Genomic DNA, 25986 nt, shown 5'->3' on the forward strand with positions numbered 1-25986 from the left:
TTCCGATCCAATACTGGAGCCAACGATGGATCCCGAAACCATTCATGAAGCGGTCACGCTCGCCGAGCGCGCGTACCGCATCCGCAGAAACGCCGTGCTGATGGGCGAAGTCCAGGGGCAGGGTTATGTCGGCCAGGCGCTCGACATCGCCGACGTGCTGGCCGTCGCGTATTTCGGCGCGATGCGCTATCGCCCCGACGATCCCGAGTGGGAAGGGCGCGACCGCTTCCTGCTGTCGAACGGCCACTATGCGATCGCGCTGTACGCGGCGCTGTTCGAAGCCGGCATCCTGCCGGCCGAGGAGCTCGAAACCTACGGCAGCGACGACAGCCGTTTGCCGATGTCGGGGATGGCGAGCTACACGCCCGGCATGGAGATGTCCGGCGGTTCGCTCGGCCAGGGCCTGACGATCGCGGTCGGCCGTTGTCTCGGGCTCAAGCGCAACGGCTCGGACGCATTCGTCTATACGCTGTTCTCGGACGGCGAGCTCGACGAAGGCGCGATCTGGGAAGGGCTGATGTCGGCCGCGCACTGGAAGCTCGACAACCTGATCGCGATCGTCGACGTGAACAACCAGCAGGCCGATGGCCCGTCGACGCAAGTCATGGCGTTCGAGCCTCTGGTCGACAAGCTCGAAGCATTCGGCTGGTATACGCAGCGAGTCGACGGCAACGATATCGACGCGGTAAAGCGCGCGTTCGACAACGCGCGCCGACATGACAGGCCGCAGCCGCGGATCATCGTCTGCGACACGAAGATGGGGTGCGGCGTGCCATTCCTCGAAGCACGCGAGAAGAGCCATTTCATTCGCGTCGATGCGCACGAGTGGAAGCTCGCGCTCGACGCACTCGAAGCAGGGAGACACGCATGAGCACCGTCGACAACAAGCCGCGCCTGAAGACTTCCGCGATGATCGCGTCCATCGCGGCCGAGGGGCAGGCGACCCGCGCCGCGCCGTTCGGCCATGCGCTCGCGAAGCTCGCGCGCACGAACGGCAACGTGATCGGCATGACGGCCGATCTCGGCAAGTACACCGACCTGCACATTTTCGCGAAGGAATTTCCCGAGCGTTACTACCAGATGGGCATGGCCGAGCAACTGCTGATGGGCGCCGCCGCCGGCTTCGCGCACGAAGGCGCGCAGCCGTTCGTCACGACCTATGCGGTATTCGCGACGCGCCGCGCGTACGACTTCATCCATCAGGCGATCGCCGAGGACAATCTCGACGTGAAGCTGGTGTGTGCATTGCCGGGCCTCACGACCGGTTACGGGCCGAGCCATCAGGCGGCCGAGGATCTGGCGCTGATGCGTGCGATGCCGAACATGACCGTGATCGATCCGTGCGACGCGCTGGACATCGAGCAGATGGTGCCGGCGATTGCCGCGCACCAGGGGCCGGTGTACGCGCGCCTGCTGCGCGGCAACGTGCCGGCCGTGCTCGACGAATACGATTACCGTTTCGAACTCGGCAAGGCGAAGCTGCTGCGAGACGGCAACGACGTGCTGCTGATCTCGTCCGGGATCATGACGATGCGTTCGCTCGAGGTCGCGAAGGCGCTTGAAGCCGACCGCATCGATGCAGCCGTGCTGCACGTCCCGACGATCAAGCCGCTCGATACGGCGACCATCGTTCGGGAGGCGTCGCGCAAGGGGCGCATGGTGATCGTCGCCGAGAACCATACGGTGATCGGCGGACTCGGCGAAGCGGTGGCGACTGCGTTGCTTGCGGCTGGCGTCGCGGCACCGTTTCGGCAGATCGCGCTGCCGGATGCGTACCTCGCCGCCGGCGCGTTGCCGACGCTGCACGATCGTTACGGGATCTCGGCCGGCGCGATGCGGACCAATATCAGGACGTGGCTCGGTTGATCGTTTCAAAGCACCGCGGCCCGCTCGGCGGGGGGAGGCATTCCCTCCGCAAGCCGGGCGGGCCGGCTTCAGGGTAGCGTACCTTGCGCCCGGCCATGCGCGGCCGGGGGCCGACCCGTCGGCAACGCCGCCGGCACGGCGCCCGGATCGCGCATGCGCGTCACTCGAACGTGACGAACTGGGCAGACGACCACACCTTGCTGTCGTTGCGCTGCCGCCCGAAGAAATAGACTGGGCGGAATCCGAACGACGCATTTTCCGCCGCGACTTCGATGCTGCCCGCGAGATCGACGGGAAGCACTTGGTCCGTCAACCGTTCGACCGCGACGAACAACTCGGTGCCGCCGAGCGCATGCGTGGCCGTTCCTTGCGCGAGCAGGTCCGCGCCGCTGATCTCGAAGCGGAACGTCGGCGCGTGCACGAACGGATTGCGCTGCAGCGGATCGCCGACCTTCGCGAAGCTGTCGATCGTGCCTTCGACCACGATCGTCGCGTCGGCGAGATTGCCGATGTCGAGCTCGATGCTGTCCGCATCACCATAGGTGTCGCTGCGGAACTCGACGTCGGTCGCGCCGGTACGCCATGCCGACTCCTCGACATGCTCGAAGCCGTTCGATCCGAAACGGTGGATCGTGCCGTTGACGACGCGGATCCGGCCGCGCCACGCGGCCCAGCGATAGCGGTCCCGGATGCGGGCGCCGCCCCAGCGCACGCGGATCAGGCGATCCGCGTAGCCGAGTTCCGCATGCAGGTTGCGTTCCCACACCCGTCCTTCGTGATCGTACGCGGCCACGTATTCCCAGCCGGACTGGCCGAGCAGCCGGTAGTCGAGCCGCGCCGGCCCGCGATGCGCGAACGCATCGCCTTGCCAGTGATCGCCGCAACGCACGAGCAGCGCACTGTGCTCGCCGGTGGTCGCCCAGGTGCGGCGCGCGCGCAGCGCCTCGCCGACGTGCTTGCGATCGAGCACGTCGGCGAGTACACCCGTCAGCCCGCCGTGCACACCGAACACCTGCACGCCGGGCGCGCCGCCACCCGGCCGGCCGCGATGTTCGTCGCCGCTGGCCGCGACGCCGAGCCGGTAGCCGCGTGCGATCACGTCCTGGTACAGCCAGCCGAAGTGCCCCCACGACGACGCGATCTCGACCAGCCGTTCGAGCTCGGGATGATGCCAGTCGGGAATGTAGCGGCGACCGCCCACGTGCGGCATCACCAGATGCTGCGCGGCAGCGTCGGCATACGCATCCCACAGTTCCTCGACGGGCCAGCGGCCGAGCTCGACCGCATGACCTTTCATGTCCTCGTTCCAGACCAGCGTACGGTTGTGTTCGCCGCGCGCGTTGTACGGAAAGTCCGGCCGCGCGTCGCCGAGGAACACCACGTTATGGTCGCCGCCCGCGGTCGAACTGCCGCACCATTCCTGTACCGGGTACACGACGAAGCGGCCCGGCTCGTTGAAGCGTTCGACCGCGTCGACGCCGAGCTGCCAGTTCTCGTCGGTGATCTGGAAATCGTTCGCGGTATAGCCGAGCACGTCGATGCCGCCGATGTCGCGTGCGTAGCGTGCGTTGTACTCGGGGCTGTTGGTGCCGACCGTGTCGTGCGCATGCACATGGAGATCCGCATACAGCGCGCGCGATACCGGCAACGACGCGTCGAGCGTCAGCCACGCTTCGGCCGCACGCACGTCCGGCCGCGCGGGCACGTCGGCCACGATGCGCAGCGTGCCGGCGTCGACCGGCAGGTCGTCGACCGCGCAACTCGCGAATCCCGCCTCGGGCAGCGCATGTTCGCGCCGGTAGACAGCTTCGCCTTGCGCGTCATATGCAACGACGCGCACGGTGCCGCCGACGTCGCGGCACGCATTGCCCCAGCGATCCTGCAGCGACAGCCGGAATGGCGCGCGGGTGCCCGGCCGCACGAAGCGCGGGCCGTTCAGCAGCACGTCGGACGGCGCGCCGGCGCGGATGTCGATCGAGACGTCGCCGGGCACCGCGACGAAACGCGACGTGCCCAACGGATCGACGTAGAGCCGGAACCGGAAGTTGTCCTCGGCGAAGGTCTGCACGCGAGTGCCGGGGCCGCGACGGCGATCGCCGAGACGGATCACGATCCGGTCGCCGGCGTTCAAGTAGCCGTCGACGACATCGACGATCACCGCCTTCTGGAACGGCCGCTCGTGCCCCTTCTGGTCGAAGCGCACGTTCAGCGCCTGCACGGTGGCCGGGCTCTGGCCCGGCACGAGCGGCGCCGCATGGTATTCGGCGCTGATGTAGTTCGCGGCGCCCGGGTCGCTCGTCTGGAACAGCGCCCAGTCGGAATAGAACTTGAAGGTGGCCTTCAGCCAGCCGCCGTCGGCGATGCCGGATGAGCCGACCTCGTAGTCGAGCACGATCTCGCTCCACTCGCCGGCTTCGAGGCGCGTGACGTTGCAACGCACGCGTCCGGCGAACGGCAGGCGCTTGTGGCGTTCGTACAGGCCTGCGGGTGCAACGTGCGGGCCCAGGCGGTCGCGCAGCGCGGCGGCGCGGGCATCGACGGAATCGGGGATGTCCGTGGATTCGTTCATGAGGAATACGAAATGATGTCGTTGGAAAGCAGCGCGCTTCAATGCGCGAACGGCCAGGGCGCGCTCGCGTCCCAGACGGGGATGCCCATGTACGCATACCACGGCGCGATCACGCAGAGGCCATAGACGATCGCGATCAGCACCGATACCGCGCCGACCTTCGCGTAGTCGGCCGTCGAGAACGCGCCGCTGCTGTACGCGATGACGCCGGCGGTGATCTGCGTGGGCAGCAGATAGGCGAAGCTGTCGGTATCGCTGACGAGCATCGTGAACGCGACCGGATGCAGCCCGAGGCGCGGCGCCAGCGCGAGCGCGATCGGCGCGATCATCGTGACGGCCGCGACGTTGGACAGCATGCCGATGCGGATCACGTGCGTACCGAGCATCACGATCGCGATCGCGAGCCACCAGCCGTGCCCGCGCGCGGCGACGTAGATGTGATCGGCGGCCCAGTTCGCGAGCCCGGACGCACTGATCGCCGACGACAGCGACAGCGCACCGGCCAGCAGGAACAGCGTGCCCCAGATCGTCCGCTGCTCGACCTCGGCCCAGCCGAAGCGCAGCACGCCGGGTGCGAACAACAGCGCCAGCGCGATCAACGCGACGATTTCCGACGGCAGGCGATGGAGCGGCTCGGTCGCCCACAGCACGGCGACGGCCGCGAACAGCGCGAGCACGGCCCAGTCGTTGCGGGCGGCGGGCGGTTGCGTACCGCGCATCGCCGCGATCGCGCCGGGGCCGCCGGGAAGCGCGACGGCGCGCGAGCGGAAATGGAACTGCACCCAGCCCTGCGTGATCGCGAACATCCCGAGATACGGCCACTGCAGCTTCAGCCACGTCAGGTAGGAGATCCGGATGCCGAGCTGCTTCTCGAGCAGGCCGGACACGACCATGTTCGGCAGATGCGCGGTGAGGATGCACATGCCGCTGATCATCGCGCCGTACACGAGCGTCTGGATCACGATCGCCTTGCGCGCGGCGCGTTCGCGCGGCGATTCGCCGAACAGCCGGACGATGCCGTTGGTGACCGGCAGCAGCGTGGCGGCGCGTGCGTTCGCGGCCGGCACGACGAGCGCCATCACGCAGTTCACGGCGAACATCGCCCAGATCACGCCGTTGGCCGTGCGCACCTTCAGGCGATCGAGCAGCAGCAGGGCGATGCGCCGGTCGAGCCCGCTCGCCTGCATGATCGCGCAGAACAGGAACGCGGCGAGGCACAGGAACACGACGGGCGCGGCGAAGCCGCTGGCCGCCTTCGGAAACGACGGGCTCGCATGCGACAGCACGAGCAGCATCGGCAGCAGGATGCCGCTCACGCCGACGGGAATCGCCTCGGTGATCCAGACGATCGCGACCCACGCGACGACCGCGAGCGTCGCCTTGCCCTCGGCGGAAAGATGCGCGGGCGCAGGCAACCACCAGGCGATCGCGAAGAACGCCAGCCATGCGGCGGCAAAACCGATCGCGGCACGCCGCTGCGCGCCGCGCGATCGTCCCGCCGCGTGCGGATCGGTGCGTGGCGCCGTGGCCGCTTCGGCCCGTGTCGGCCGGCTGCCCTGCACGCCATCGAGCGGCGGCGTGCCGATTGCGTTTTCAGTCACTGGTATGCTCCCCGGGGCATCGGGACCTCGAATCGCGGCCCCGACCGTCTGTCGAGATGTAATAATACGTATTAATACAAGTTGAGCATTCGAATTGCTTTTCATATCGATATCGGGAAACGCGCATAGCGCGAACCCAGCACGACGAGGAAGGATCGATGACGCTGGTGCGTGACGACACGACATCGCTTTACGAGCAGCTTGCGACGACGCTGCGCGACGAGATCGAGCGCGGTGTGTACGAGCCGACCGGCAAGCTGCCGTCCGAGGCGCAGTTGAGCGAGCGTTTTCAGGTGAGCCGCGTGACCGTCAGGCTCGCGCTCGATCGGCTGAGCGACGCGCGCATCGTCGAGCGCAAGCAGGGCAAAGGGACGTTCGCCGCGAAGCAGCGGCTGCGGCATCGACTCGATGTGCTGCGCGGGCTGCACGACTCGATCGCCGCGCAGGGCGCGCGGGCGCGGATGGAATTGCTGCGCATGGAAGCGTGCGACGTGCCGCCGGGCTTGAGGCACGCATTTGCCGCCGACGTCACGCGCTGCATCTATCTCGAACGCCTGCACTGGGTCGACGACGAGCCCGTCGCGCTCGCGCAGACCTGCCTGCTGCCCGACGCCGGCGCCGTCACGTTCGAGCAGGCCGAGCGCATGTCGACCTACGAGGTGCTGGAGAGCCGGCTCGGCTGGCGCATCACGGATGCCGACATGTCGGTGACGGCCATGGCCGCGCCGGACGATATCGCGGCCCGGCTCAAGGCCGACAAACACGCGCCGCTGCTCGTGCTGCGGCGCACGTCGCGCCTCGCGGACGGCCGCACGTGTGAATCCACGGTGTTTCATATCCGTCCGGAACGGTTCGACCTCGTCGTGCGCAGTGGCGTGGAGGCGAAATTCGTCGGCTGAGCCCGCAATGGCGACGGCAGCGCACACGATCTGAAATTCCTGGCACAGCGTCGATCGGTATATCGCGCGATCAGATATCCATCGAAAAAATAACCATTTGGTACACGCTTGCGCGCGCATTACAGTCTGGCCTCCTGCCGGCTGCGACGCCGGTCGTTTCGACGTTATTTCAGAAATGCGCCACATGAATCGTTTGATGCGTTCCAGGGTCCGCCGTGCCGCGGCCGCGCTGTTCGTGCTCGGCCTCGTGCCGGCTTCCCATGCAGCCCAGCCGACGTTGCGCGTCGGCATCGACGCCGAGTCGTATCCGCCGTTCTTCTCGAAGGACGCGGCCGGCAAGTGGAAAGGCTGGGAAATCGACCTGCTCGATGCCGCGTGCGGCAAACTGAACGTGCGCTGCGAGCTCACCGACATTGCGTGGGACGGCCTGATTCCGGCATTGCAGAACCGCAAGATCGACGTGATCTGGTCGTCGATGACGATTACCGGCGAACGGCAGAAGGCGATCGATTTCAGCCGTGCCTATTACGAGTCGCCGACGGTGTTCGTCGGCGCGAAGAGCGACCGGCGCCGCGTCGATTGCGCGGTGCCCGCGAGCTTCAAGGGCCGCGTGATCGGTGTCGAGGCCGGCACGAACTTCTCGGCGTTCCTCGATGCCCGCTTCAAGTCGGACGCGCAGATCAAGGCCTTCGACAAGTTCGACAACGCGCTCGCGGATCTGGTGTCCGGCCGGGTCGACTACGTGCAGGAAGGCAAGGGGCTGTTTACGGCATTCCTCGCGTCGCGCGACGGCAAGGACTTCGAGGTCAAGGCGACCTGCGCCGACAATCCGGTGCTGGGCCTCGGCATCGGCGCGGGCGTGCGCCAGGGCGATGCGCTGCGCGGCAAGCTGTCGACCGCGATCGCGCAACTGCAGCAGGACGGCACGTGGGATGCGATCACCGCCCGCTATCCGAACCTGAAGGGCACGATCGAGAAGGGCCGCTGACGCGATGGCCGCGGACGATTCGCTGCTCGCATTGCTCGCATTCGGCGACGGCGGCTATGGCCGCGTGTTCGCGGGCGCGTTCGCGCTGACGCTCGGCGTCGCGGCAGCGTCGTTCGGCACCGGCGTGCTGCTCGGCATCGCCGGCGCGCTCGGCAAGCTGTCGCGCCACGCGCCGCTCGCGTGGCTCGCGCGGCTCTACACGACGCTGGTGCGCGCGCTGCCCGAGCTGTTGTGCCTGCTGCTCGCGTTCTATGCGCTCGCGCCTGCCGTCGAGGCCGCACTGCACCGCGGCGGCCTGGTACCCGACGGCTTCGCGTTCCCGCCGTTCCTCGTCGCGGCGCTGTCGCTCGGTTTCATCCAGGGCGCGTATCTGACCGACATCTTCCGCGCGGCGCTCGTCAACGTGCCGGCCGGGCAGATCGAAGCCGCGCACGCGTACGGGATGACGCCGTGGCAGACGTTCACGCGCATCCGGCTTCCGGCCGCCGCGCGGCTCGCGTTGCCGGGCACGGGCAACGTGTGGCTCAACGCGACCAAGGATGCGTCGTTCATCAGCGTGCTCGGCTCGTTCACGGATCTGCTGAAGGCGAGCCAGCTCGCGGCCGGCGCGACGCGCCACTACGTATTCTTCTATCTCGTCACGGCCGCGCTGTTCCTGTTGCTGAGCATCGCGTCGACGGGCCTCTTCGCGGCGCTCGAGCGCCACGCTAACCGTGGCACGAGGCGCGCAACCGCATGATCTTCTCGCTGCCATTCCTGCTCGACACGGTGATGCCGAAGCTGCTCGCGGCGGTGCCGACGACGCTCGCGCTGACGCTCGTGTCGGGCGCGGCCAGCGTGCTGCTGGGCGTGCCGCTCGCGCTCGCCGCCGGCGCGCGCCATGCGCCGCTGCGCTGGTCCGCGCGCGGCTGGCTCATGCTGATTCGCGGCACGCCGCTGCTCGTCCAGCTCTATTTGCTTTACTACGGATTCGGGCAGATCGTGCCGCGCGAATGGATGCGCGACAGCTGGGCGTCGCCGCTGCTGCGCGACGCGTTCTGGTACGCGATCGTCGCGTTGAGCGTGAACGAGAGCGCGTATGTCGCGACGATCCTGCGCGGCGCGATCGCCGGCGTGCCGGCCGGCGAGATCGAAGCCGGGCACGCGTACGGCATGACGCGCGTGCAGGTGCTGCGCCGCATCGTCGGCCCGCGCGCGTGGCGGCTCGCGCTGCCCGCGCTCACCGGCGAGGCGATCCTGCTGCTGAAATCGACCGTCCTCGCGTCGACCGTGACGGTGTTCGACGTGATGGGAACGGCCAATACGCTGCGCTTCGAGACGTTGCGCGTGTACGAGCCGCTGGTCGGCGCGGCTGTCGTCTATGTCGTGCTGGTCGCGCTGCTCACCATTCCGGCCGCTCGTCTCGAGAGGCATGTCAATCGCCACCTGACGCGCCCCCCCGACGCTCGCGTCCCCGTACGCCGCCGCCGCGCGTCGCCGGACGCGTGGGCGGCCCCCAACTGATTCCTGGTAACGAACCTCACGATGTCCGATCCTCGCCCCTTGCTGTTTTCCCTGTATGAACAAGCCAGCGTCGGCTGCGGCGGCGCGCCGAGCCTGTGGACCCATCCCGCCGACGAGCGGCTGCGCGCGAATACGCTCCCGTTCTGGTCGAACCTCGCGCGCACGGCCGAGCAGGCCGATCTCGACATGCTGTTCTTCGCGGACGTGCTCGGCCTGTACGACGTCTATGGCGGATCGGCCGACGCAGCGGTCCAGTGGGCGGTCGAGGCGCCCGCGAACGATCCGATGATGCTGATTCCGGCGCTCGTCGCGCAGACCGAGCGGCTCGCGTTCGGCGTGACGGCGAGCACGACGTACGAACACCCGTTCGCGCTCGCGCGCCGCTTCAGCACGCTCGATCACCTGAGCAACGGCCGGATCGGCTGGAACATCGTGACGTCCTACCTGACGAGCGCGGCGCGCAACTTCGGGCTCGACCGGATGATCGGCCACGACGAACGCTACGCGCGCGCGGAGGAGTTCCTCGACGTCGTGTACAAGCTGTGGGAAGGGAGCTGGGCGGACGATGCGGTGGTCGCCGACAAGCACGCGCCGCGCTATGCGCGCGGCGACCGCGTGCGGCCGATCGCGCACGAAGGCACGCACTACCGCGTGCAGGGGCCGCACGTCTGCGCGCCGTCGCCGCAGCGCTCGCCCGTGCTGATCCAGGCCGGCTGGTCCGGGCGCGGGCGCGAGTTCGCGGCGAAGCACGCGGAGGTGGTGTTCGTCGCGAAGTCGAATCCGCACGAGATTCGTGCGGGCCTCGACGAGATTCGCCGGCTCGCGACGGAGCGCGGCCGCGCGGCGGACGACGTGAAGTCGCTGACCGTGCTGCGGATCGTGACCGCGCGCTCGTCGAGCGACGCGAAGGAGAAATACCACACGCTGCAGCAGCACTATCACCAGCACGCGCAACTCGTCAGCTATGCGGGCGACACCGGCATCGACATCGACCGCTATGCGGACGACGAACCGCTGACGACGCACACGGAAGGGCTCACGTCCTACGTGGTGCGGCCCGACGGCAGCGGCAAGCCGCTCACCGCCGGCGACGTGCGGCGCAAGTTCGCGAGCGTCACGCGCGGCACCGACCTGATCCTCGTCGGCTCGCCCGACGAGGTCGCCGATCAGCTCGCCGAGCATGCGCGCCAATCGACGACGAGCGGCTACATGCTCAATCCGCTGATCAGCCCGGGCACGCTCGACGATTTCGCCGAGCTGATCGTACCGGAACTGAAAAAGCGCGGCCTGTACCGCACGACGGCGCCGGCCGGCACCTTCCGCTCGCGGCTGAGCGGCCGCGACCGCCTGCCGGACACCGCGCACGGCGCGTCGTTCCGGCAATCCGCCATCCGCAGCTGACGGACGGTGACGCGCCGGTCGATACGGAACGACTATCAGGGGAGGGGCGTGACGTGAACCACGACGTGCTGTTCCGGCTGCAACCGCGCCGTGCCCGACAGGGGCTTCCGGCATGAATTCGACGGCGAACGAGAATGCGGGTGCGATGCGCGAAGGCCGAACAAGTCGATCGGCGTCGCCGCCCGTCCTGAGCGTCGCCGGCATCGCGAAGCGTTTCGACGCGACCGTCGCGCTGTCGGCGTTGAACCTGACGATCGACGCGGGCGAAGTCGTCGCGTTGATGGGTGCGAACGGCGCGGGCAAGTCGACCTTCGTCAAGATCCTGAGCGGCGTGCTGCGGCCGGACGGCGGCACGCTGACACTGCGCGGCCAACCGTACCGGCCGGCGTCGCCGCACGCGGCCAAGCGGCTCGGTGTCGCGACCGTGCACCAGTCGGTCGCCGACGGTGTCGTGCCGACGCTGTCGATCGCCGACAACCTGCTGCTCGACCGGCTGTGCGATCGGGCGTCGCCGTGGCGCGCGACGCCGGCCGCGCGGCGTGGCGCGGCGGGACCGCTCGCCGCGCGGGTCGGGCTCGACGCCGACCTGGCCGCGCCGCTCGCGTCGCTGTCGCTGGCGGACCAGCAACGCGTGACGCTGGCGCGCGCGCTCGGCGCTCAGCCGTCGCTGCTGATACTCGACGAGCCGACCGCCAGCCTGTCCGCCCCGGAGGCCGAGCGGCTCTTCGCGCTGCTGGACGCGCTGCGCCGCGATGGCGTGGCAATCCTGCTGGTGTCGCATCGGCTCGGCGATTTGCGCCGCATGGCCGATCGCGTGGCGATCGTCCGCGACGGCCGCATCGTCGCGGACCTGCCCGCGCCCGTCGATCTGGATGCGGCGGTGCAGACGATGATCGGGCGGCCGTTGCCGAGCACGCGTGAGCCGGTGCCGGCCCGCGCCGCGCCGCGCGACCCGGACGCGGCGTTCAGCATGCGGCGCATCCGGCTGACGCCGGCCAGTACGCCGTTCGACCTCGACGTGCGGCGCGGCGAGATCGTCGCGATCGCGGGGCCGGTGGGCGGCGGCAAGTCGCGCCTCGCCAATACGATCTTCGGCGCCGCGCGCGCGGTGGCCGGCGACATGACGCTCGACGGGCGGCCGTGGCGGCCGCGTTCGCCGGCGGATGCGATTCGCGCCGGCGTCTTCCTGGCCGGCGAGGACCGCTGGCGCACGTCGCTGTTTCCCGACAGCGTGCCGTTCGCATCGATCGCGGGCACGATCGGCTTTCCGTTTCTGGCGCGCTGGTTCGCGCGCGGCCCGGTGCGCAGGGCGCGCGAACGCGCGGCCGCCGCGGCGGCGATCGCGCGGTTCGGTATCCGCTGCACCGGCCCGGACGATCGCGTGGCTCACCTGTCCGGCGGCAACCAGCAGAAAGTCGTGCTCGCACGCTGGCATGCCGAACCCGCGCGGCTGTTGCTGCTCGACGAACCGTTTCAGGGCATCGATGCCGGCGCGCGGGCCGATATCGTCGATACGCTGCGGCGTCATGCGCAGGCGCGCGCGACGATCGTGTTCGTCAGCGATCTCGAGGAAGCTGCCGAGATCGCGGATCGTATCGTGCGGTTCGATCGCGCGACGCTCGATGACCCGCCTCCAACGTCCTCCACCTTGCGTGCCTGCTCATGAAAACCGTGACTTCTTCCGCCCGGCGCGATGCCGCGCCCGCCGAACGGCCGCGCGCCGCGGCGGCCCGCGTCCGCGACGCGCTCGAGCGCACGGGCATCCTGCTCGTGCTGATCCTGCTGGTGATCGGGTTTGCGCTCAGGGAGCCCGCGTTCCTGAACGTCGACAATCTGTTCAGCATCCTGCAGTCGGTGTCGATCGTCGCGTTGCTCGGCATCGGCGTGACGATCACGCTCGCGGCCGGCGGTTTCGACCTGTCGGTCGGCAGCGTGGCCGCGACCGCGCAGATGGCCGCCAGCTATGTGCTGGTCGTGTGGCACGGCGGCACGCTGGCGGCGGTGATCGCCTGCGTGACGCTCGGCGTGGCCGCCGGGTGGTTCAACGGCGTGCTGATTACGCGCCTGCGCGTGCCCGATCAGCTCGCGACGCTCGGCACCTTGTTCCTGATGGCCGGCCTGCAATTGATTCCGACCGGCGGCCGTTCGCTCGCGACCGGCTCGGTGCTGCCCGACGGCACGGACGCGACCGGCGTGTTCCCCGACGCCTTTCTCGCGCTCGGCCGGCTGCGCGTGTTCGACGTGGTGCCGCTGCCGGTGCTGCTGCTCGCAGCGGTCACGGCCGTGGCCTGTGTCGCGATGGAGGCCACCCGATGGGGCCGCGTGATCTACGCGATCGGCGGAAACGAAACGGCCGCGCGGCTCGCCGGCGCGCCCGCCGCGCGCTACCGGGTCGCCGCGTACGTCGTATCGGGGGCGATCGCGTCGCTGGGCGGCGTATTGATCGCCGCGCGGGTCGGTCGCGGCGACGTGAGCGCCGGCCACTCGCTGCTGCTCGACGCGGTGGCCGCCGCGCTGATCGGTCATGCGGTATGGGGCGCGAAGCGGCCCAACGTGTTCGGTACGGTCGTCGGCGCGGTATTCGTCGGCGTGCTGCTCAACGGGCTGACGATGCTGAACGCGCCGTACTACATGCAGGATTTCATCAAGGGCGCGCTGCTCGTGCTCGCGCTCGCGTTTACGTTCGGCATCGGGCGCCGCACGGATGCGCGAGCGTGATGCGCATGCCGCGATGCGCCGCAGCGGCTAGCTTTGACGGGCCGGCTCACTGAACCGGAACGGTTTGTCATCCTAAGTCATATCTATTTCCGAATCGCTCGGTTTGAGTTCGCGTGCGGCGCTGATAGATTGGGCCGATATCGTCCTATCTGGAGACAGGCCCGCCATGCGCTCGTTGCTTCGCCGGAAATCGCGCGTCGATCTGAAGATCGGTGCATGCATGCTGTGGTTCGCGACTGCGCTGGGCGTGCCCGCCGCGCAGGCCGGTCCGCTCACGGGCGCGCCCGCGCCGTTCGACAAGGGCGGCGTGAAGATCGCGCTGGTCAACTATCTGTCGACCGGCGACTTCTTCCAGGCCTACGAGGCCGGTGCGCAGAAGCAGGCGCGTGCGCTCGGCGTCGATCTGCGCATTTACGAGGGCCGGCAGGATGCGGCCGAACAGCGCGAGCAGATCCAGCAGGCGATCAGCGTCGGCGTGTCCGCGATCATCGTCAATCACGGCCTGCCGGAATCGCTGAAGGACGTCGTGCAGCGTGCGCTGGACAAAGGCATCAAGGTCGTCGCGTTCGACGTCGACCTCGGCAACCCGAAGGTGCCGCAGATCGAGCAGAACGATCGCGACCTCGCGAACCTGCTGCTCGGGCAGGCCGTCAAGGACAACGGCGACGCGTTCTCGGCCGGGTACGTCTACGTCGCCGGTTTCGCGCCGCTCGACCGGCGCGATGCCGCGTGGCGCGACTTCAAGCGCGCGCACCCGAAGGTGCGGGAGAAGGCGCGCTGGGGCACCGTCGACAATCCGATCGCGCAGTCCGTCGCGAATCAGGCGGCCGCGGCGTATCGCGCGAATCCGGATATCCGTGTCGTCTTTGCGCCTTACGACGAGTTCGCGCGTGGCGCGAAGCTCGCCGCGGACGAAGCGAAGCTGGCGTCGAAGATCCGCATCTACAGTGCCGACATCTCGACGGCCGACATCGAGGCGATCCGCGCGCCGAACAGCGCGTGGGTCGCGACCGCCGCGACCAATCCCGCGGTCGTCGGCGCCGTGTCGGTGCGCGCAGCGGCACTGCTGGTGGCCGGCCAGGATCCGGGCGCGCGCATCGCGGTCAAGCCGACGCTGATCACGCGCGACGATCTCGTGAAAAACGACATTCGCACCGTGGCCGAACTCGGCGCGAAGTTTCCTGCGTTCCGCGCAAGCGACGCTGCGACCGCCGCATGGATTCCGGCGGCCGACTGATCGCCTCGGCACGCGGCGAATCGATCCGTCGCCCGCGTGCAGCCTACCCCTGACTCGACCATGACGACACTCAACGACTATCTCGCACAAAAACGCGATGCGTGGCACGCGAAGCAGCAGGCAGCCCGCAACGATCCCGATTTCAAGGCGACGCCGCTGAAGGCGACCGTGCGCGCGCTCGGTCGCAGCGGCGTGCGCGAGATCCGGATTCGCGACTTCCAGGTGATCAGCGACAGTCCGCCCGACTTCGCGGGCTACAACCTCGGGCCCGCGTCGCCGGAGCTGCAGCTTGGCGCGCTCGGCAGTTGCCTCACGCATATCACGTTGATCCAGGCGGCCGAGCGCGGCCTGAAGATCGATTCGATCGCGGTCGAGGTGACCGGCGACCAGCATCCGCTCGCACAGCAGCCGGGGTTCGAGCATGTCCCGGTATTCCCGCACAACATCCGCTATACGCTCGACATCGTGTCGCCCGAGCCGTCCGAGGCCATCCGCGCGCTGCATCAGGCGGTCGAGGCGGTCTGCCCGATCTTCAACCTGCTGAGGCTGCCGCAGGAGATCGACGGCGAATTGCGGCATACGCAGGGTTGACGCGCGGGAGCGGCGATGCGTTCATGCAGCTTCGCTGCATTCGCCTGCGGTCGACGGGCGCGCGAGAAGCTGCTGCGTGCATTGCTGCTGTAAGTGTTTTATTCGGTGCGCAGCGAGCGCATGCTGATGGAGCAGAGGCGCTACAACCTGCTGTTCCGTTGGTTCGTCGGCTTGGCGATCGAAGACGCCGTCTGGGATCACTCGGTGTTCTCGAAGAACCGGGATCGCTTGCTCGAGCACGAAGTGGTCGAAGCGTTCTTTACCGAAGTCATGAGCTTGGCGGACAAGCAAGGGCTGCTGTCCAGAGATCACTTCTCGGTAGATGGCACGCTGATCCAGGCGTGGGCCAGCCACAAGAGCTTCTGGCCCAAGGACGGCTCGGACGATCCACCGGCCGGCGGCGGCCGCAATGTCGACACCGACTGGAAGGGCAAGCGGCCCGAGCCGGCTAAGCTTGGCCGTCGCGCGGCGACGCGCCTGCTGGCCCGCTAGCCCGCAGGGCAGCCGTGACGATTTATCTGCAACTCAGCAGTCAATCGCATACGAAACCCTTTTAAATAGTGCTCCAGCCGTCAAAACGAGGCGCTTTTCAACAGCCTGGTAGGGCCACGCCTGGATAGGACGGGGCGGGGTTGACTGCCGCGCCGGGGATTGAAGCCCGTCAGGGGCGAGATGCGGGACGCGGCTCGACGCGCAAACGCGAAAGCCCGGTCACGGCGCGTGAGCGGCGGGAGGCGCTCGGACGACCCGGCCGGCGCAGGGTCTAACTGCCTACGGCGCAGATCGCAGATGGGCCAGCCGATCATCAACGGCGAACCCTGGATGCTGATCGAACTGTCACTACCTCCCACCAAGCGACAGCGGAAGAAGAGTCCGCTGACGCTTTGTTTCCCGAAGCGCGCTTCGCTGACCAGCCTCCTGTTTCAGCAGCCTGCTAGTCTGCAGCGTATTCAACCGACCACTTTGAATCTATATAGCTGAGAATACTGCCGGCTGCCGTTATGCAAAATCTTGGCGTGCCGCTCGTGTCCGGCAACATGCGCCGGCAGCCATGCGGCGCTTCCGTAAGCGTTTTCCACGAACCGCTCTGACGATCGAATTCCCTTAATTCAATATCCGAGCTAAATGCTCCTGTATTCCAACGCACCGCTCTTCCCTCGCTGAGATTATCAAACCGAATATCCGAGAAAACGTACGGCGGAGTATTGTATTTCAACCAAGTTTCACCATTGTCGCTTGACAAGTACAACTTGGAAAAAGCGCCTTGCGCATGATAAGCGGTCAGCACTCCGGATGCGGATGATGCGTGAAAGCCGGTCATTTCGGTGGGCGGGGTAACTGGGGTCCACGCCATCGTGGACAAATTTAGTCTTAATAGTTGAGACGGGGTGCCAACATAGTAGAAATCGCCGATTGACTCAATCTGCCCGGGAAATGCATTAATTGCCTTGAGTCCTTTTCCGCCGCCAATTTGCTTTATCTTGACCAGATCCCGCAAATCATTCTCGCCGGATTGATAGATTTCGATATTATTTATCTCCTTCCAGACAGGACCATTTACCACGCCTCGTGCCACTGCCACGAACCATCGGTTGGCTTTTCGATCGATATCCACGATTCTGGCATCACTTCCCATGGCGGCAAGAATTTTCCAGTCCCCCCGCCCAACTTCGGTGACACGAATAACACCGTTGTCGAATCCGGCCAGAAGTGCTTTGCCGTCTACCTTGACGGCAGTTACTTCGTGCAGCGAGCCTGTATCCAGCGATCTCCAGTTCCCCTGAGGGCCTCTGATCCGAATTTGACCCATATCTGCACCGTAGTACAGGTTGCCAGATGCGTCGTGTTCAAATTTCCGAGTCAATGGCGGAGCTGCAGTTTTCCATAACTGAAAGAAATCATTCGCCGCCCGCGTGTCGACAAGTTGCTTGCTTATGGCTGGCCTGTTGACGTGCCGTTCATAATCCATCAATAAGTCGGCCAGCAAGCCAAGCCCCGTAAGGGGATATATGGTTTCAATGGGCGCGGGCACTTTCTGAACCTCCCATTCGATCGGATATTTCGACATCAAAACCGATTGATATTCATTTACGACGGAATTTAAGTTTTCAACAAATTCCCTATGCCTAACCGGGAGCACCACAAATTTATATCCCCCAATCGGCAATTGAATCAAGCCACCAAGGTCCGTTATCCGGCCTCGCTGAACTTCTATTTTTGGATAATCTATCAGATTGTAATTTTTCCATTTCGCCAGCCGATACTCGCCAGCCGGAATCCAAAGCCCCGCCCCATACGAATCAATGCCCGGGTGCGGCTGCAGCAAAAAAGTGGAATTGTCTTTCAGAGACTCCAGTTGTACACTATCACTCGCACTCCCTTTTGGGATGGAAACGTATACATAGCCGTGAGTTGCTGCAAGCTGGCTGGGCGATTGAATGACAGGCGCATTGACGCAGCCGAATAAAAAAATCAAAAATAATATAAACGGATGAATTTTTTTCATTTAAATACCCTCCAGGTCGGCGGAAATTATAATCTCAATCCCGCCCCGCTTTCACCAATCTTGCAGTTGTTTTCAAATATGCCGATCGGTACGTCGAAGGGTATTCCAGCAGATCAGGCAGCAACCGAGTTTGAGGAACGCGCCGTGAATGTCGGCACGGCGCTCGAAACGAATACGGAGGCGACGGAAGTGATGCAGCCAAGCATGCGTGCGTTCAACGACCCAGCGATATTTTCCAAGGCCGCTGCCGTGTTCGGTACGACGCTTGGCAATCACCGGTTCGATACCACGATTGCGCAACGCTTTTCGATGTCGCTCGGAGTCGTATCCGCGGTCGGCGTAGACCACACGCGGTCTCTGCAGTGGGGGGCCGCGCAATCCGAGAATCGGTGGAATCGCGTCGATCAGCGGCAGCAATTGCGTGACGTCGTTGACGTTCGCGCCGGTCAGGATCGCGGCAAGCGGCGTGCCGTTGGCATCGGTGACGATGTGGTGCTTCGAACCGGGTCGAGCACGATCGGTAGGGTTTGGCCCAGTTTTTGGCCCGCCCCAACGGCGCGAATCGATGACGAATCGACAGCGGCTCGCGAGAAGTCGATCTGGTCTGCTGCTCGCAGCTTCGCGAGTAGCAGCTCGTGCAAGCGGTCCCACACACCGGCCGCCTGCCAGTCGCGCAGCCGCCGCCAACATGTCACGCCCGAGCCGCAACCCATCTCGGCAGGCAGGTCACGCCAGCGTAGTCCGGTCTTGAGAACGAACAAGATGTCGGTCAGCGCGGCGCGATTCGAAACAGGCAGGCGGCCCGGGTTCTTCTCGCGCCGCGGCTTGGATGGCGGCAGTAACGGCTCGATCAGTGTCCACAATTCGTCGTCGATGATCGGCTTGCCCATCTCTTCGGCCTCGGTTGTTCCGATGTCTGAGGTTAACGCTCGCCGCGAAAGTTAACAGGCCCACGGGCTCTTTTTGAAACCGTCTCTGAGGGTCATCGGTGCGATGCGCCTTGGAAGTCATTCTTGCTTTTTGATTTCCCTTACCATAAAGTAAGGAATCAGGAGGTGTCACTATGACGGCAGCAACTATTACTTCAAAGGGTCAGGTCACGATCCCGGTGGACGTGCGCAATCAGCTTGGCTTGGAGGCCGGCGACCGGATCGAATTCAGCTTCAACGAGGCGACAGGCCGGTACGAGGTCTATCCAGCGACGCGCTCGCTCGCGGCGCTCAAGGGCATTGTGAAGAAGCCTGCGAAACCGGTGTCGATTGACGACATGAATCAGGCCATCGCCGAGCAGGGGGCGTCAGCGCGATGATCGGACTGGATACAAACGTGCTAGTCCGCTACTTCGCGCAAGACGATGAAGTTCAGTCGAAGAAGGCGACGGCACTGATGGAGTCCCTGTCGCCCGAGCGGCCGGGATATGTTTCGCAGGTCGCATTAATCGAGGTCGTCTGGGTACTTGGGCGCTGCTACGGTGTCGAACGAGAGCAGATGAAGGACATCGTCGAATCAATGATCGGGACCAAAGAACTGGTCGTCGAAAGTGCTGACACGGTACGTAAGGCACTTCGCGTTTTCGCATCTTCAAAGGCGGATTTCGCGGACTGCCTGATCGAGCGTTCCGGGCATGTAGCCGAGTGCGAGTACACGGCTACTTTCGACGTGTCTGCCTCGAAGGTCGCGGGGATGCAGTTGATCAAGTAATCGTACCGAACACTAATACACGACGAGTAGTTCGGATGCTGCCGAGAACGCTGCCGACTTCCCGCGCTCGCCGGATCTGGGGCTTCGTCGCGGCCGCTTTTTAGTGTTTTTTTAGTGTTCGGACTGGGCAAGGGAAGTTCGATTTTTGGGGGCTGAGCGCAAAGCTTTGCTGGCATTGCCTCGGGACACAGCCACGATCCAAACTTAAACGATTTGTGACCCCTTTCCGCCGCAAAATTTTGCACAATGGCGGCAGCGCGGCATACCTGCCGCGAATCGCCCCGGGCAGGCCGGCTTGCCGGACCTGACCGGCCGGAACCGCCGTTCGAGACCGAAGACCGCCGCCGCCGTGCCGCCGCCGACCGCCATGGACCACCCCAAACGCATCCTGATCGTCGAAGACGACGCCGACATCGCCGACGTGCTCAGCCTGCACCTGCGCGACGAGCGCTACGAAGTCGTGCACAGCGCGGACGGCACGGAAGGGCTGCGCCTGCTCGAACAGGGCAACTGGGACGCGCTGATCCTCGACCTGATGCTGCCGGGCGTCGACGGCCTGGAAATCTGCCGACGCGCGCGCGCGATGGCGCGCTACACGCCGATCATCATCACCAGCGCGCGTTCGAGCGAGGTGCACCGGATCCTCGGCCTCGAACTCGGCGCCGACGATTACCTGGCGAAGCCGTTCTCGGTGCTCGAACTCGTCGCGCGGGTCAAGGCGCTGCTGCGGCGCGTCGACGCGCTCGCGCGCGATTCGCGGATCGACGCCGGCACGCTCGACGTCGCCGGGCTGTCGATCGACCCGATCGCGCGGGAAGCCGCCGTCGACGGCACGCGCATCGACCTCACGCCGCGCGAGTTCGACCTGCTGTATTTCTTCGCGCGGCATCCGGGCAAGGTGTTCTCGCGGATGGACCTGCTCAATGCCGTGTGGGGCTATCAGCACGAAGGCTACGAACACACGGTGAACACCCACATCAACCGGCTGCGCGCGAAGATCGAGGCCGATCCGGCCGAGCCCGTGAGGATCCTCACCGTGTGGGGGCGCGGCTACAAGCTCGCCGCGCCGGACCAGCGGGACACGTGATGAAGCTGACCCTCACCCAGCGGCTGTCGCTCGTGTTCTCGATCCTGTTGCTCGCGTGCTCGGGCGCGTCGGCGTGGCTGCAGATCCGCGCGAACGACATGCGCGAGAAGGAAGTCGTGCAGGGCCTGTCGCGCGATCTCGCCGCGCACATCGCCGGCAGCACGCCGCTGATGGACGCGAACGGGCTGCGCCCGGACGCCGTGCGCACGCTGTTCGGCCAGTTGATGGGCGTGAACCCGAGCGTCGAGGTGTACCTGCTCGACAACGCGGGGCGCATCAAGGGCGACGACGCGCCGCCCGGCCACGTGAAGCGCGAGCGCGTCGATCTCGCGCCGGTGCAGCGCTTCATCGCGGGCGAGCCGCTGCCGATCCTCGGCGACGATCCGCGCAGCCCCGACGCGCGCAAGGTGTTCAGCGCCGCGCCGCTGCAGCGCGCGGGCCAGCCGCCGTCCGGCTATATCTACGTGGTGCTGCTCGGCGAAGCGCACGACCGGCTGGCCGCGCGCGTCGACGCCGGCAACGTGCTGCGCACGACGCTGTGGTCGATGGCGGTCGTCGCGTTGCTCGGCCTGCTCGCGGGCCTGATCGCGTTCAGCTTCATCACGCGCCCGCTGCGCCGGCTGACCGATGCGATGCGCCGCTTCGACGCGAACGCCGCGCCCGATGCGCAGCCGCCGGTGCCGCGCTCGCCGCCGGGGCGACGCGGCGACGAGATCGCGGTGCTCGAATCCGCGTTCGCGCAGATGGCCGACCGGATCGGCGACCAGTGGCGCGCGCTGACGCGCCAGGACCAGCAGCGACGCGAACTGATCACGAACATCTCGCACGACCTGCGCACGCCGCTGACGTCGCTGCACGGCTATCTGGAGACGCTGTCGCTGAAGTCCGACACGCTCGCCGAACCCGAGCGCCGCCGCTACCTGTCGATCGCGCTCGCGCAGAGTTCGAAGGTCGGCCGGCTCGCGCAGGCGCTGTTCGAACTCGCGCGGCTCGAGTCGGGCGGCGTGCAGGCCGAGCGCGAGCCGTTCTCGCTCGTCGATCTCGTGCAGGACGTATTCCAGAAGTTCGAACTTGCCGCGCAGTCGCGCGGCATCGCGCTGCATGCGCGGATCCCGCCGCGCGTGCCGGTCGTGTCGGCCGATCTCGGGATGATCGAGCGCGTGCTGACCAACCTGCTCGACAACGCATTGCGGCACACGCCGCAGCACGGCGAGGTCGAGGTCGCGCTGACGCCGCTCGACGATCGCGTGGTGGTGACCGTGTCGGATACCGGCGAAGGGATTCCGCCGGCGCGGCGCGAAGGGCTGTTCCGGCGGCCGCAGCGGCCGATCAGCGGCGGCGCGGCGACGAGCGGCGGGCTCGGGCTGCTGATCGTGCACCGGATGCTGGCGCTCAACGGCAGCGGCATCCGGCTCGTCGATCGGGACGGGCGCGGCGCGGTGTTCGAGTTTGCGCTGGCGGTGGCGAATCCGGCGGCGGGTGACGCGCGGTGAAGCTGACTGAAGCCGACCCGCGCCGTTGGCGCGATTTCCGCCCGGATGCATGCTCGGAAATCGCGGCGGGCCGGGCCCCGCTCGTCGGTCGTCCGTGGCTTCGGACGATGGGGCGATCAACGCGTTTCGGTCGGACGATGTCGCGATTTCGGCATCAGGATGTCACGCTGAAAGCGCTCGGTGTCGAGCGCTGCCGTGCGAGTCGCCAACGTCAAGGCATCCTGAGCAATCGCTCGAATTCCGCCGATATGGCCTCGAACTTGTTCACGCCCTCTGGCGGCCACGAATCGGGGCTGCAATCGCCGAGATCCACTTGGGATGGCGTCGCGGCGGGCCGGTAGCCGCGCAGGGTCAACGGCAAGTCGGTGCCGTCGCAGCGCAGGCGTGCAAGCAAGACGCCGGTACGCTTGTTCACCACCGCAGCCTCCCAGCATTCATCGGCACAGCCGCGCGACTGGTAGACGAGCTTCTCGCCTGGATGGGTCCACTTCAGTTCGAACGGCCCGGAAGTCTGCGCATGCGCGGATGCGCAGACGAGCAGCCAGGCAACAGACTTGACGCCACCGAGAAGTGCCGGGCAACGGCTATGAAACGGTTTCATGATTCTCCCTGTTCAACGCGCAAGATCGGCACGGCGGCTGGCGAAAGCGCGCCTTCTTTCGGCTGAAAAAAGAACACGGCCGGTTTGCGCTGCCTCGGTGACGACTTCACTGATCTCGGCCCACGCCACCCGCGGTGCTCGCCGTCACCCGCCACGCTTGCGCCGCACCTCGCTCGGCGTCGTGCCGGTCCAGCGCTTGAACGCGTGGCGGAACCCCACCGCGTCGCTGAAGCCGAGCGTCAGCGCGATGTCCTCGGTGCTGAGCGTGGTGGTGCTCAGGTAATCGATCGCGAGCGCCTTGCGCACACTCGTCAGCAGTTCGCTGTACGACGAGCCTTCGGCGTCGAGCTTGCGGCGCAGCGTGCGCGACGTCATGCACAGCGTATCGGCGATCGCGTCGATGTCCGGAAACTGCCCGGGCGTGCGCGTGAGTTCCTGGTAGACGCGCCGCGTGACGCCGGCCTGGCTGCGCAACTCGTCGAGCAGGCGCGCGCAGTGCGACGACACCTGCGCGGCGGTGATCGGGTTCGCGAGCTGCGGCGCGCGCGCGAGCCACGCGGCCGGGTAGCTCAACGCATGGTGCGGCTGGTCGAACGCGATCGGGCATTCGAGCGCATCGGCGAGCTGCGCCGCGTGCGCCGGCTCCGGCTGCGCGAACTGCGCGCGGGCCGGCACGCACCACGCGCCCATCACGTCCTTGATGATCGTCACGTGCAGCGCGAACTGCATGTCGATCAGGAAGCGGTACAGCGGCAGGTCCGGCCCGGGCAGCGCGGCTTCGTGCGGATCCGGGAACAGCCACGACGCGATGTCGCCCTGTTCGACCCAGCGGATCGCGAGCATCCCGTTGGCCAGCTGGTGATATTTGACGGCGGAATCGAACACATGCGCGAGCGATTCCGAGCACAGCATCGCGTAGCCGTACATCCCGTAGCTCGACGCATGCAGCCGGCGGCCGACCTGTACGCCGAGATCGGTGCCGTCATAGCGGCCGATCGCGTTGCGCGCGGCGGTCAGGAACTGCAGCGGCGACGTGAGCGTGAACGGGTCGGCGACGGCGTCCGGCGCCAGGCCGGTGCCGTCGAGCACCGCGGCCGGGTCGAGGCCGAGTTCCTGCGCGACGCCGACGAGCACGGCCAGCTTGGCCGGCGAGAAGCGTTTCTCGCGCGACGCGGGGGCGAGCGGCGCGTCCGGCAGCGGGGCGGCGCCGGCGGCCGTCGGGGTCAAGAGCGCACTGCGCGGCATGGCTGGTTCTGCGTCCGTTTCGATACCGTTCCGGGTTCGCGATTCTGCGCCGGAACGCGCGGGCGCGCCATAGGGTTCACCCTGATGCGCATGGGCTTGCACGGTCCGGCAACGGCAAGCCGTCGTGCGAGCGCACGCCGCGGCTGGTCGCTCGCCGCGCGTCCGCGTGTCCGTTTCGATCATCTTTTCGACCGCCCGGATCATTTCCAAAGAACGGTTGGCGGGCGATAGTTCCCGCTCAGGCGACGGCCCATGCGCATCCGATCCGGTGCGCGGGCCGCCGTGCGAACGGCGCTGCCCGGTGCCGTCCCCCGAGGAGCAGGACAATGACGAAGAGACACTGGATCGGCTCGTACGGCTCGATCCCCGCCGAGATCGACCCCGATCGCTTTCCTTCCGTAACCGCGCTGCTGGACGACGCGATGCGCCGCTTCGCCGAGCGTCCCGCGTTCCGCGCGCTCGGCCGCACGCTGACCTACGCCGACGTCGACCGCCTGTCGGCCGCGCTCGCCGCGTACCTGCAGCAGGTCGTCGGCGTGCGCAAGGGCGATCGCGTGGCCGTGATGTTGCCGAACGTGCTCGCATTTCCGGTGGCGACCGTCGCGCTCGCGCGGCTCGGCGCGATCCAGGTCAACGTGAACCCGTTCTATACCGCGCACGAACTCGAGCACCAGCTCAACGACGCGGGCGTCGAAGTGGCCGTGGTGTGCGGCGGCTCGATGGGCACGTTCGCCGACGTGGTCGGCAAGACGCGCATCCGGACCGTGCTGGGCGTGGGCCGCGGCGATCTCGGCGTCGTCGATGCGCCGGCCGGCGCGTGCGACGCGTTGCCGCCGGGCTCGATCCCGCTCGCGGATGCACTCGCCGCCGGCGAATCGCTCGCATTCGAGCCGGTCGCGCTCGGCGGCGCCGATCTGCTGCTGCTGCAATACACGGGCGGCACGACCGGGCTGTCGAAGGGCGCTGCGCTGTCGCACCGCAACCTGGTCGCGAACATCGAGCAGTTCGCGGCGATCGTGTCGGGCGCACGGCAGCCGGGCGAGGAGGTCGTCGTCACGGCGATCCCGCTGTATCACATCTTCGCGCTGACGGTGAACTTCCTGTCCTACTTCGCGATCGGCGCGGAGAACTGGCTCGTCGCGAATCCGCGCGACATGGACGGCTTCATCGACGTGCTGAAGGCCGCGCGGCCGACGGTGTTCGTCGGCGTCAACACGCTGTATGCGGGGCTCGCCGGCCATCCGCGGCTGAAGGAGGTCGACTGGTCGCGGCTGAAGCTGTCGGCTGGCGGCGGCGCGGCGGTGATTGACGTGATCTCCGCGCGCTGGAAGGCCGTGACGGGCAACTTCATCCGCGAAGGGTACGGGCTGTCGGAAACGTCGCCGGTGGTCACCTTCAACCCGCAGTCGATCGACGTGTTCACCGGCACGACCGGCTTGCCGCTGCCGTCGACCGACGTGAAGCTGCTCGACGACCAGGATCGCGAGGTCGCGATCGGCGAAGCGGGCGAGATCTGCGTGCTGGGGCCGCAGGTGATGGGCGGTTACTGGCAGAAGCCGGAAGCGAATGCGGCGGCGTTCACCGCGGACGGCTACTTCCGCACCGGCGACATCGGCGTGTTCGACGCGGCCGGCTTCCTGAAGATCGTCGACCGCAAGAAGGACATGATCATCGTGTCGGGCTTCAACGTGTACCCGAACGAGGTGGAAGCGGTTGCCACCGCGTTGCCGGGCGTGGCCGAATGCGCGTGCATCGGCGTGCCGGATGCGCGTACCGGCGAGGCCGTGAAGCTGTTCGTGGTGCTCGCGCCGGACGCGGCCGTGACCGAAGCGGAGCTCGTCGCGCATTGCCGCGCGAACCTCGCGGCTTACAAGGTGCCGAAGCTGATCCGCCTGGTCGAGCGGCTGCCGAAGTCGACGGTCGGCAAGATCCTGCGCCGGGAACTGAGCCGCACCGACTGATGGCGCCGACGCGCCGCGC

22 protein-coding genes and 1 pseudogene are annotated in these 25986 nt (G+C 66.8%); 17 read left to right on the forward strand and 6 right to left on the reverse strand.

Annotated features, from left to right (window positions below; all coding sequences use genetic code 11):
* The first annotated feature begins 25 nt into the window (after nucleotides 1-25).
* Nucleotides 26-871 (forward strand): transketolase, encoded by an 846-nt coding sequence (locus NQV17_RS28455; RefSeq protein WP_257774827.1) that lies wholly within the window; start codon nucleotides 26-28, stop codon nucleotides 869-871.
* Nucleotides 868-1866: a transketolase family protein gene (locus tag NQV17_RS28460; protein WP_257774828.1), complete on the forward strand. Its 999-nt coding sequence runs from the start codon at nucleotides 868-870 to the stop codon at nucleotides 1864-1866. Before NQV17_RS28455 ends, NQV17_RS28460 begins: the two co-directional genes overlap by 4 nt.
* Before the next feature lie 160 nt (nucleotides 1867-2026).
* Here NQV17_RS28460 and NQV17_RS28465 read toward each other — a convergent pair whose 3' ends face one another.
* On the reverse strand, nucleotides 2027-4435 hold the full coding sequence (locus NQV17_RS28465; protein WP_257774829.1) for a hypothetical protein: 2409 nt from the start codon (nucleotides 4433-4435) through the stop codon (nucleotides 2027-2029).
* A 38-nt stretch (nucleotides 4436-4473) separates the two neighbouring features.
* The gene (locus NQV17_RS28470) at nucleotides 4474-6036 is read right to left on the reverse strand and encodes an anion permease (RefSeq protein WP_257774830.1); all 1563 of its coding nucleotides are present in this window, start codon (nucleotides 6034-6036) and stop codon (nucleotides 4474-4476) included.
* A 158-nt stretch (nucleotides 6037-6194) separates the two neighbouring features.
* Between NQV17_RS28470 and NQV17_RS28475 the strand changes: the two genes are divergently transcribed.
* The 10 genes and pseudogenes from NQV17_RS28475 to NQV17_RS28520 form a co-directional block, all read left to right on the forward strand.
* Entirely contained in the window at nucleotides 6195-6935 is a 741-nt protein-coding gene (locus NQV17_RS28475) for a GntR family transcriptional regulator (protein WP_257774831.1), read from the forward strand.
* Between the two features lie 184 nt (nucleotides 6936-7119).
* Complete coding sequence (locus NQV17_RS28480; RefSeq protein ID WP_308237243.1) at nucleotides 7120-7923, forward strand: transporter substrate-binding domain-containing protein; 804 nt, start codon at nucleotides 7120-7122, stop codon at nucleotides 7921-7923.
* 4 nt (nucleotides 7924-7927) lie between these two features.
* A complete protein-coding gene (locus tag NQV17_RS28485) occupies nucleotides 7928-8662 on the forward strand; it encodes an ABC transporter permease (RefSeq protein WP_257774833.1) in 735 nt (244 codons plus the stop codon).
* Nucleotides 8659-9426: an ABC transporter permease subunit gene (locus tag NQV17_RS28490; protein ID WP_257774834.1), complete on the forward strand. Its 768-nt coding sequence runs from the start codon at nucleotides 8659-8661 to the stop codon at nucleotides 9424-9426. Before NQV17_RS28485 ends, NQV17_RS28490 begins: the two co-directional genes overlap by 4 nt.
* A gap of 21 nt (nucleotides 9427-9447) precedes the next feature.
* A complete protein-coding gene (locus NQV17_RS28495; protein ID WP_257774835.1) occupies nucleotides 9448-10827 on the forward strand; it encodes an LLM class flavin-dependent oxidoreductase in 1380 nt (459 codons plus the stop codon).
* A 112-nt stretch (nucleotides 10828-10939) separates the two neighbouring features.
* The gene (locus tag NQV17_RS28500) at nucleotides 10940-12493 is read left to right on the forward strand and encodes a sugar ABC transporter ATP-binding protein (protein ID WP_374692765.1); all 1554 of its coding nucleotides are present in this window, start codon (nucleotides 10940-10942) and stop codon (nucleotides 12491-12493) included.
* Nucleotides 12490-13545 (forward strand): ABC transporter permease, encoded by a 1056-nt coding sequence (locus tag NQV17_RS28505; protein WP_257774836.1) that lies wholly within the window; start codon nucleotides 12490-12492, stop codon nucleotides 13543-13545. The genes NQV17_RS28500 and NQV17_RS28505 overlap by 4 nt, the downstream gene beginning before the upstream one ends.
* Before the next feature lie 166 nt (nucleotides 13546-13711).
* Nucleotides 13712-14782 (forward strand): substrate-binding domain-containing protein, encoded by a 1071-nt coding sequence (locus NQV17_RS28510; protein ID WP_257774837.1) that lies wholly within the window; start codon nucleotides 13712-13714, stop codon nucleotides 14780-14782.
* A gap of 60 nt (nucleotides 14783-14842) precedes the next feature.
* Nucleotides 14843-15373, forward strand: coding sequence for an OsmC family protein (locus NQV17_RS28515; RefSeq protein WP_257774838.1), 531 nt, complete (start codon nucleotides 14843-14845; stop codon nucleotides 15371-15373).
* Nucleotides 15374-15430: 57 nt separating this feature from the next.
* Nucleotides 15431-15811 (forward strand): annotated as a pseudogene (locus tag NQV17_RS28520) (transposase); the annotation flags it as partial.
* Nucleotides 15812-16307: 496 nt separating this feature from the next.
* Here NQV17_RS28520 and NQV17_RS28525 read toward each other — a convergent pair.
* Nucleotides 16308-17879 carry a hypothetical protein gene (locus tag NQV17_RS28525; RefSeq protein ID WP_257774839.1) on the reverse strand — a complete coding sequence of 524 codons (1572 nt, stop codon included), beginning with the start codon at nucleotides 17877-17879 and terminating at the stop codon, nucleotides 16308-16310.
* Nucleotides 17880-17951: 72 nt separating this feature from the next.
* A protein-coding gene (locus NQV17_RS28530; protein ID WP_257774840.1) for an IS5 family transposase occupies nucleotides 17952-18769 on the reverse strand; the annotation gives its coding sequence in 2 pieces (ribosomal slippage) (nucleotides 17952-18421 and nucleotides 18421-18769; 819 coding nt in all).
* Nucleotides 18770-18942: 173 nt separating this feature from the next.
* On the opposite strand from NQV17_RS28530, the gene NQV17_RS28535 reads away from it, so the two are divergent.
* From NQV17_RS28535 to NQV17_RS28550, 4 genes are all read left to right on the forward strand, one after another.
* Nucleotides 18943-19188: an AbrB/MazE/SpoVT family DNA-binding domain-containing protein gene (locus NQV17_RS28535; protein ID WP_257774841.1), complete on the forward strand. Its 246-nt coding sequence runs from the start codon at nucleotides 18943-18945 to the stop codon at nucleotides 19186-19188.
* Nucleotides 19185-19580: a PIN domain-containing protein gene (locus NQV17_RS28540; protein ID WP_044847222.1), complete on the forward strand. Its 396-nt coding sequence runs from the start codon at nucleotides 19185-19187 to the stop codon at nucleotides 19578-19580. Before NQV17_RS28535 ends, NQV17_RS28540 begins: the two co-directional genes overlap by 4 nt.
* Nucleotides 19581-19947: 367 nt before the next feature.
* Nucleotides 19948-20667 (forward strand): response regulator transcription factor, encoded by a 720-nt coding sequence (locus NQV17_RS28545; protein WP_044848486.1) that lies wholly within the window; start codon nucleotides 19948-19950, stop codon nucleotides 20665-20667.
* Nucleotides 20667-22160, forward strand: a complete 1494-nt coding sequence (locus NQV17_RS28550) for a HAMP domain-containing sensor histidine kinase (protein ID WP_257774842.1) — start codon at nucleotides 20667-20669, stop codon at nucleotides 22158-22160. Before NQV17_RS28545 ends, NQV17_RS28550 begins: the two co-directional genes overlap by 1 nt.
* Before the next feature lie 211 nt (nucleotides 22161-22371).
* Here the strand turns inward: NQV17_RS28550 and NQV17_RS28555 are convergent, their stop codons facing one another.
* Both NQV17_RS28555 and NQV17_RS28560 read right to left on the reverse strand, forming a co-directional pair.
* The gene (locus tag NQV17_RS28555) at nucleotides 22372-22761 is read right to left on the reverse strand and encodes a hypothetical protein (RefSeq protein ID WP_257774843.1); all 390 of its coding nucleotides are present in this window, start codon (nucleotides 22759-22761) and stop codon (nucleotides 22372-22374) included.
* Nucleotides 22762-22905: 144 nt separating this feature from the next.
* The gene (locus NQV17_RS28560) at nucleotides 22906-24006 is read right to left on the reverse strand and encodes an AraC family transcriptional regulator (protein ID WP_257774844.1); all 1101 of its coding nucleotides are present in this window, start codon (nucleotides 24004-24006) and stop codon (nucleotides 22906-22908) included.
* 326 nt (nucleotides 24007-24332) lie between these two features.
* On the opposite strand from NQV17_RS28560, the gene NQV17_RS28565 reads away from it, so the two are divergent.
* Nucleotides 24333-25967 carry an AMP-binding protein gene (locus NQV17_RS28565; protein ID WP_257774845.1) on the forward strand — a complete coding sequence of 545 codons (1635 nt, stop codon included), beginning with the start codon at nucleotides 24333-24335 and terminating at the stop codon, nucleotides 25965-25967.
* Nucleotides 25968-25986 lie beyond the last annotated feature (19 nt).

It is taken from the genome of Burkholderia sp. SCN-KJ (genome assembly GCF_024656005.1).
In the GTDB taxonomy this organism is placed as follows: Bacteria; Pseudomonadota; Gammaproteobacteria; order Burkholderiales; family Burkholderiaceae; genus Burkholderia.

What these genes read in the sequence shown, in the direction of transcription:
- NQV17_RS28465 (WP_257774829.1), bottom strand. Translation starts at nt 4,435, where the DNA reads ATGAACGAATCCACGGACATCCCCGATTCCGTCGATGCCCGCGCCGCC.
- NQV17_RS28490 (WP_257774834.1), top strand. Translation starts at nt 8,659, where the DNA reads ATGATCTTCTCGCTGCCATTCCTGCTCGACACGGTGATGCCGAAGCTG.
- NQV17_RS28535 (WP_257774841.1), top strand. Translation starts at nt 18,943, where the DNA reads ATGACGGCAGCAACTATTACTTCAAAGGGTCAGGTCACGATCCCGGTG.
- NQV17_RS28475 (WP_257774831.1), top strand. Translation starts at nt 6,195, where the DNA reads ATGACGCTGGTGCGTGACGACACGACATCGCTTTACGAGCAGCTTGCG.
- NQV17_RS28505 (WP_257774836.1), top strand. Translation starts at nt 12,490, where the DNA reads ATGAAAACCGTGACTTCTTCCGCCCGGCGCGATGCCGCGCCCGCCGAA.
- NQV17_RS28460 (WP_257774828.1), top strand. Translation starts at nt 868, where the DNA reads ATGAGCACCGTCGACAACAAGCCGCGCCTGAAGACTTCCGCGATGATC.
- NQV17_RS28525 (WP_257774839.1), bottom strand. Translation starts at nt 17,879, where the DNA reads ATGAAAAAAATTCATCCGTTTATATTATTTTTGATTTTTTTATTCGGC.
- NQV17_RS28555 (WP_257774843.1), bottom strand. Translation starts at nt 22,761, where the DNA reads ATGAAACCGTTTCATAGCCGTTGCCCGGCACTTCTCGGTGGCGTCAAG.
- NQV17_RS28565 (WP_257774845.1), top strand. Translation starts at nt 24,333, where the DNA reads ATGACGAAGAGACACTGGATCGGCTCGTACGGCTCGATCCCCGCCGAG.
- NQV17_RS28560 (WP_257774844.1), bottom strand. Translation starts at nt 24,006, where the DNA reads ATGCCGCGCAGTGCGCTCTTGACCCCGACGGCCGCCGGCGCCGCCCCG.
- NQV17_RS28485 (WP_257774833.1), top strand. Translation starts at nt 7,928, where the DNA reads ATGGCCGCGGACGATTCGCTGCTCGCATTGCTCGCATTCGGCGACGGC.
- NQV17_RS28455 (WP_257774827.1), top strand. Translation starts at nt 26, where the DNA reads ATGGATCCCGAAACCATTCATGAAGCGGTCACGCTCGCCGAGCGCGCG.
- NQV17_RS28495 (WP_257774835.1), top strand. Translation starts at nt 9,448, where the DNA reads ATGTCCGATCCTCGCCCCTTGCTGTTTTCCCTGTATGAACAAGCCAGC.
- NQV17_RS28510 (WP_257774837.1), top strand. Translation starts at nt 13,712, where the DNA reads ATGCGCTCGTTGCTTCGCCGGAAATCGCGCGTCGATCTGAAGATCGGT.
- NQV17_RS28515 (WP_257774838.1), top strand. Translation starts at nt 14,843, where the DNA reads ATGACGACACTCAACGACTATCTCGCACAAAAACGCGATGCGTGGCAC.
- NQV17_RS28550 (WP_257774842.1), top strand. Translation starts at nt 20,667, where the DNA reads ATGAAGCTGACCCTCACCCAGCGGCTGTCGCTCGTGTTCTCGATCCTG.
- NQV17_RS28540 (WP_044847222.1), top strand. Translation starts at nt 19,185, where the DNA reads ATGATCGGACTGGATACAAACGTGCTAGTCCGCTACTTCGCGCAAGAC.
- NQV17_RS28545 (WP_044848486.1), top strand. Translation starts at nt 19,948, where the DNA reads ATGGACCACCCCAAACGCATCCTGATCGTCGAAGACGACGCCGACATC.
- NQV17_RS28500 (WP_374692765.1), top strand. Translation starts at nt 10,940, where the DNA reads ATGAATTCGACGGCGAACGAGAATGCGGGTGCGATGCGCGAAGGCCGA.
- NQV17_RS28480 (WP_308237243.1), top strand. Translation starts at nt 7,120, where the DNA reads ATGAATCGTTTGATGCGTTCCAGGGTCCGCCGTGCCGCGGCCGCGCTG.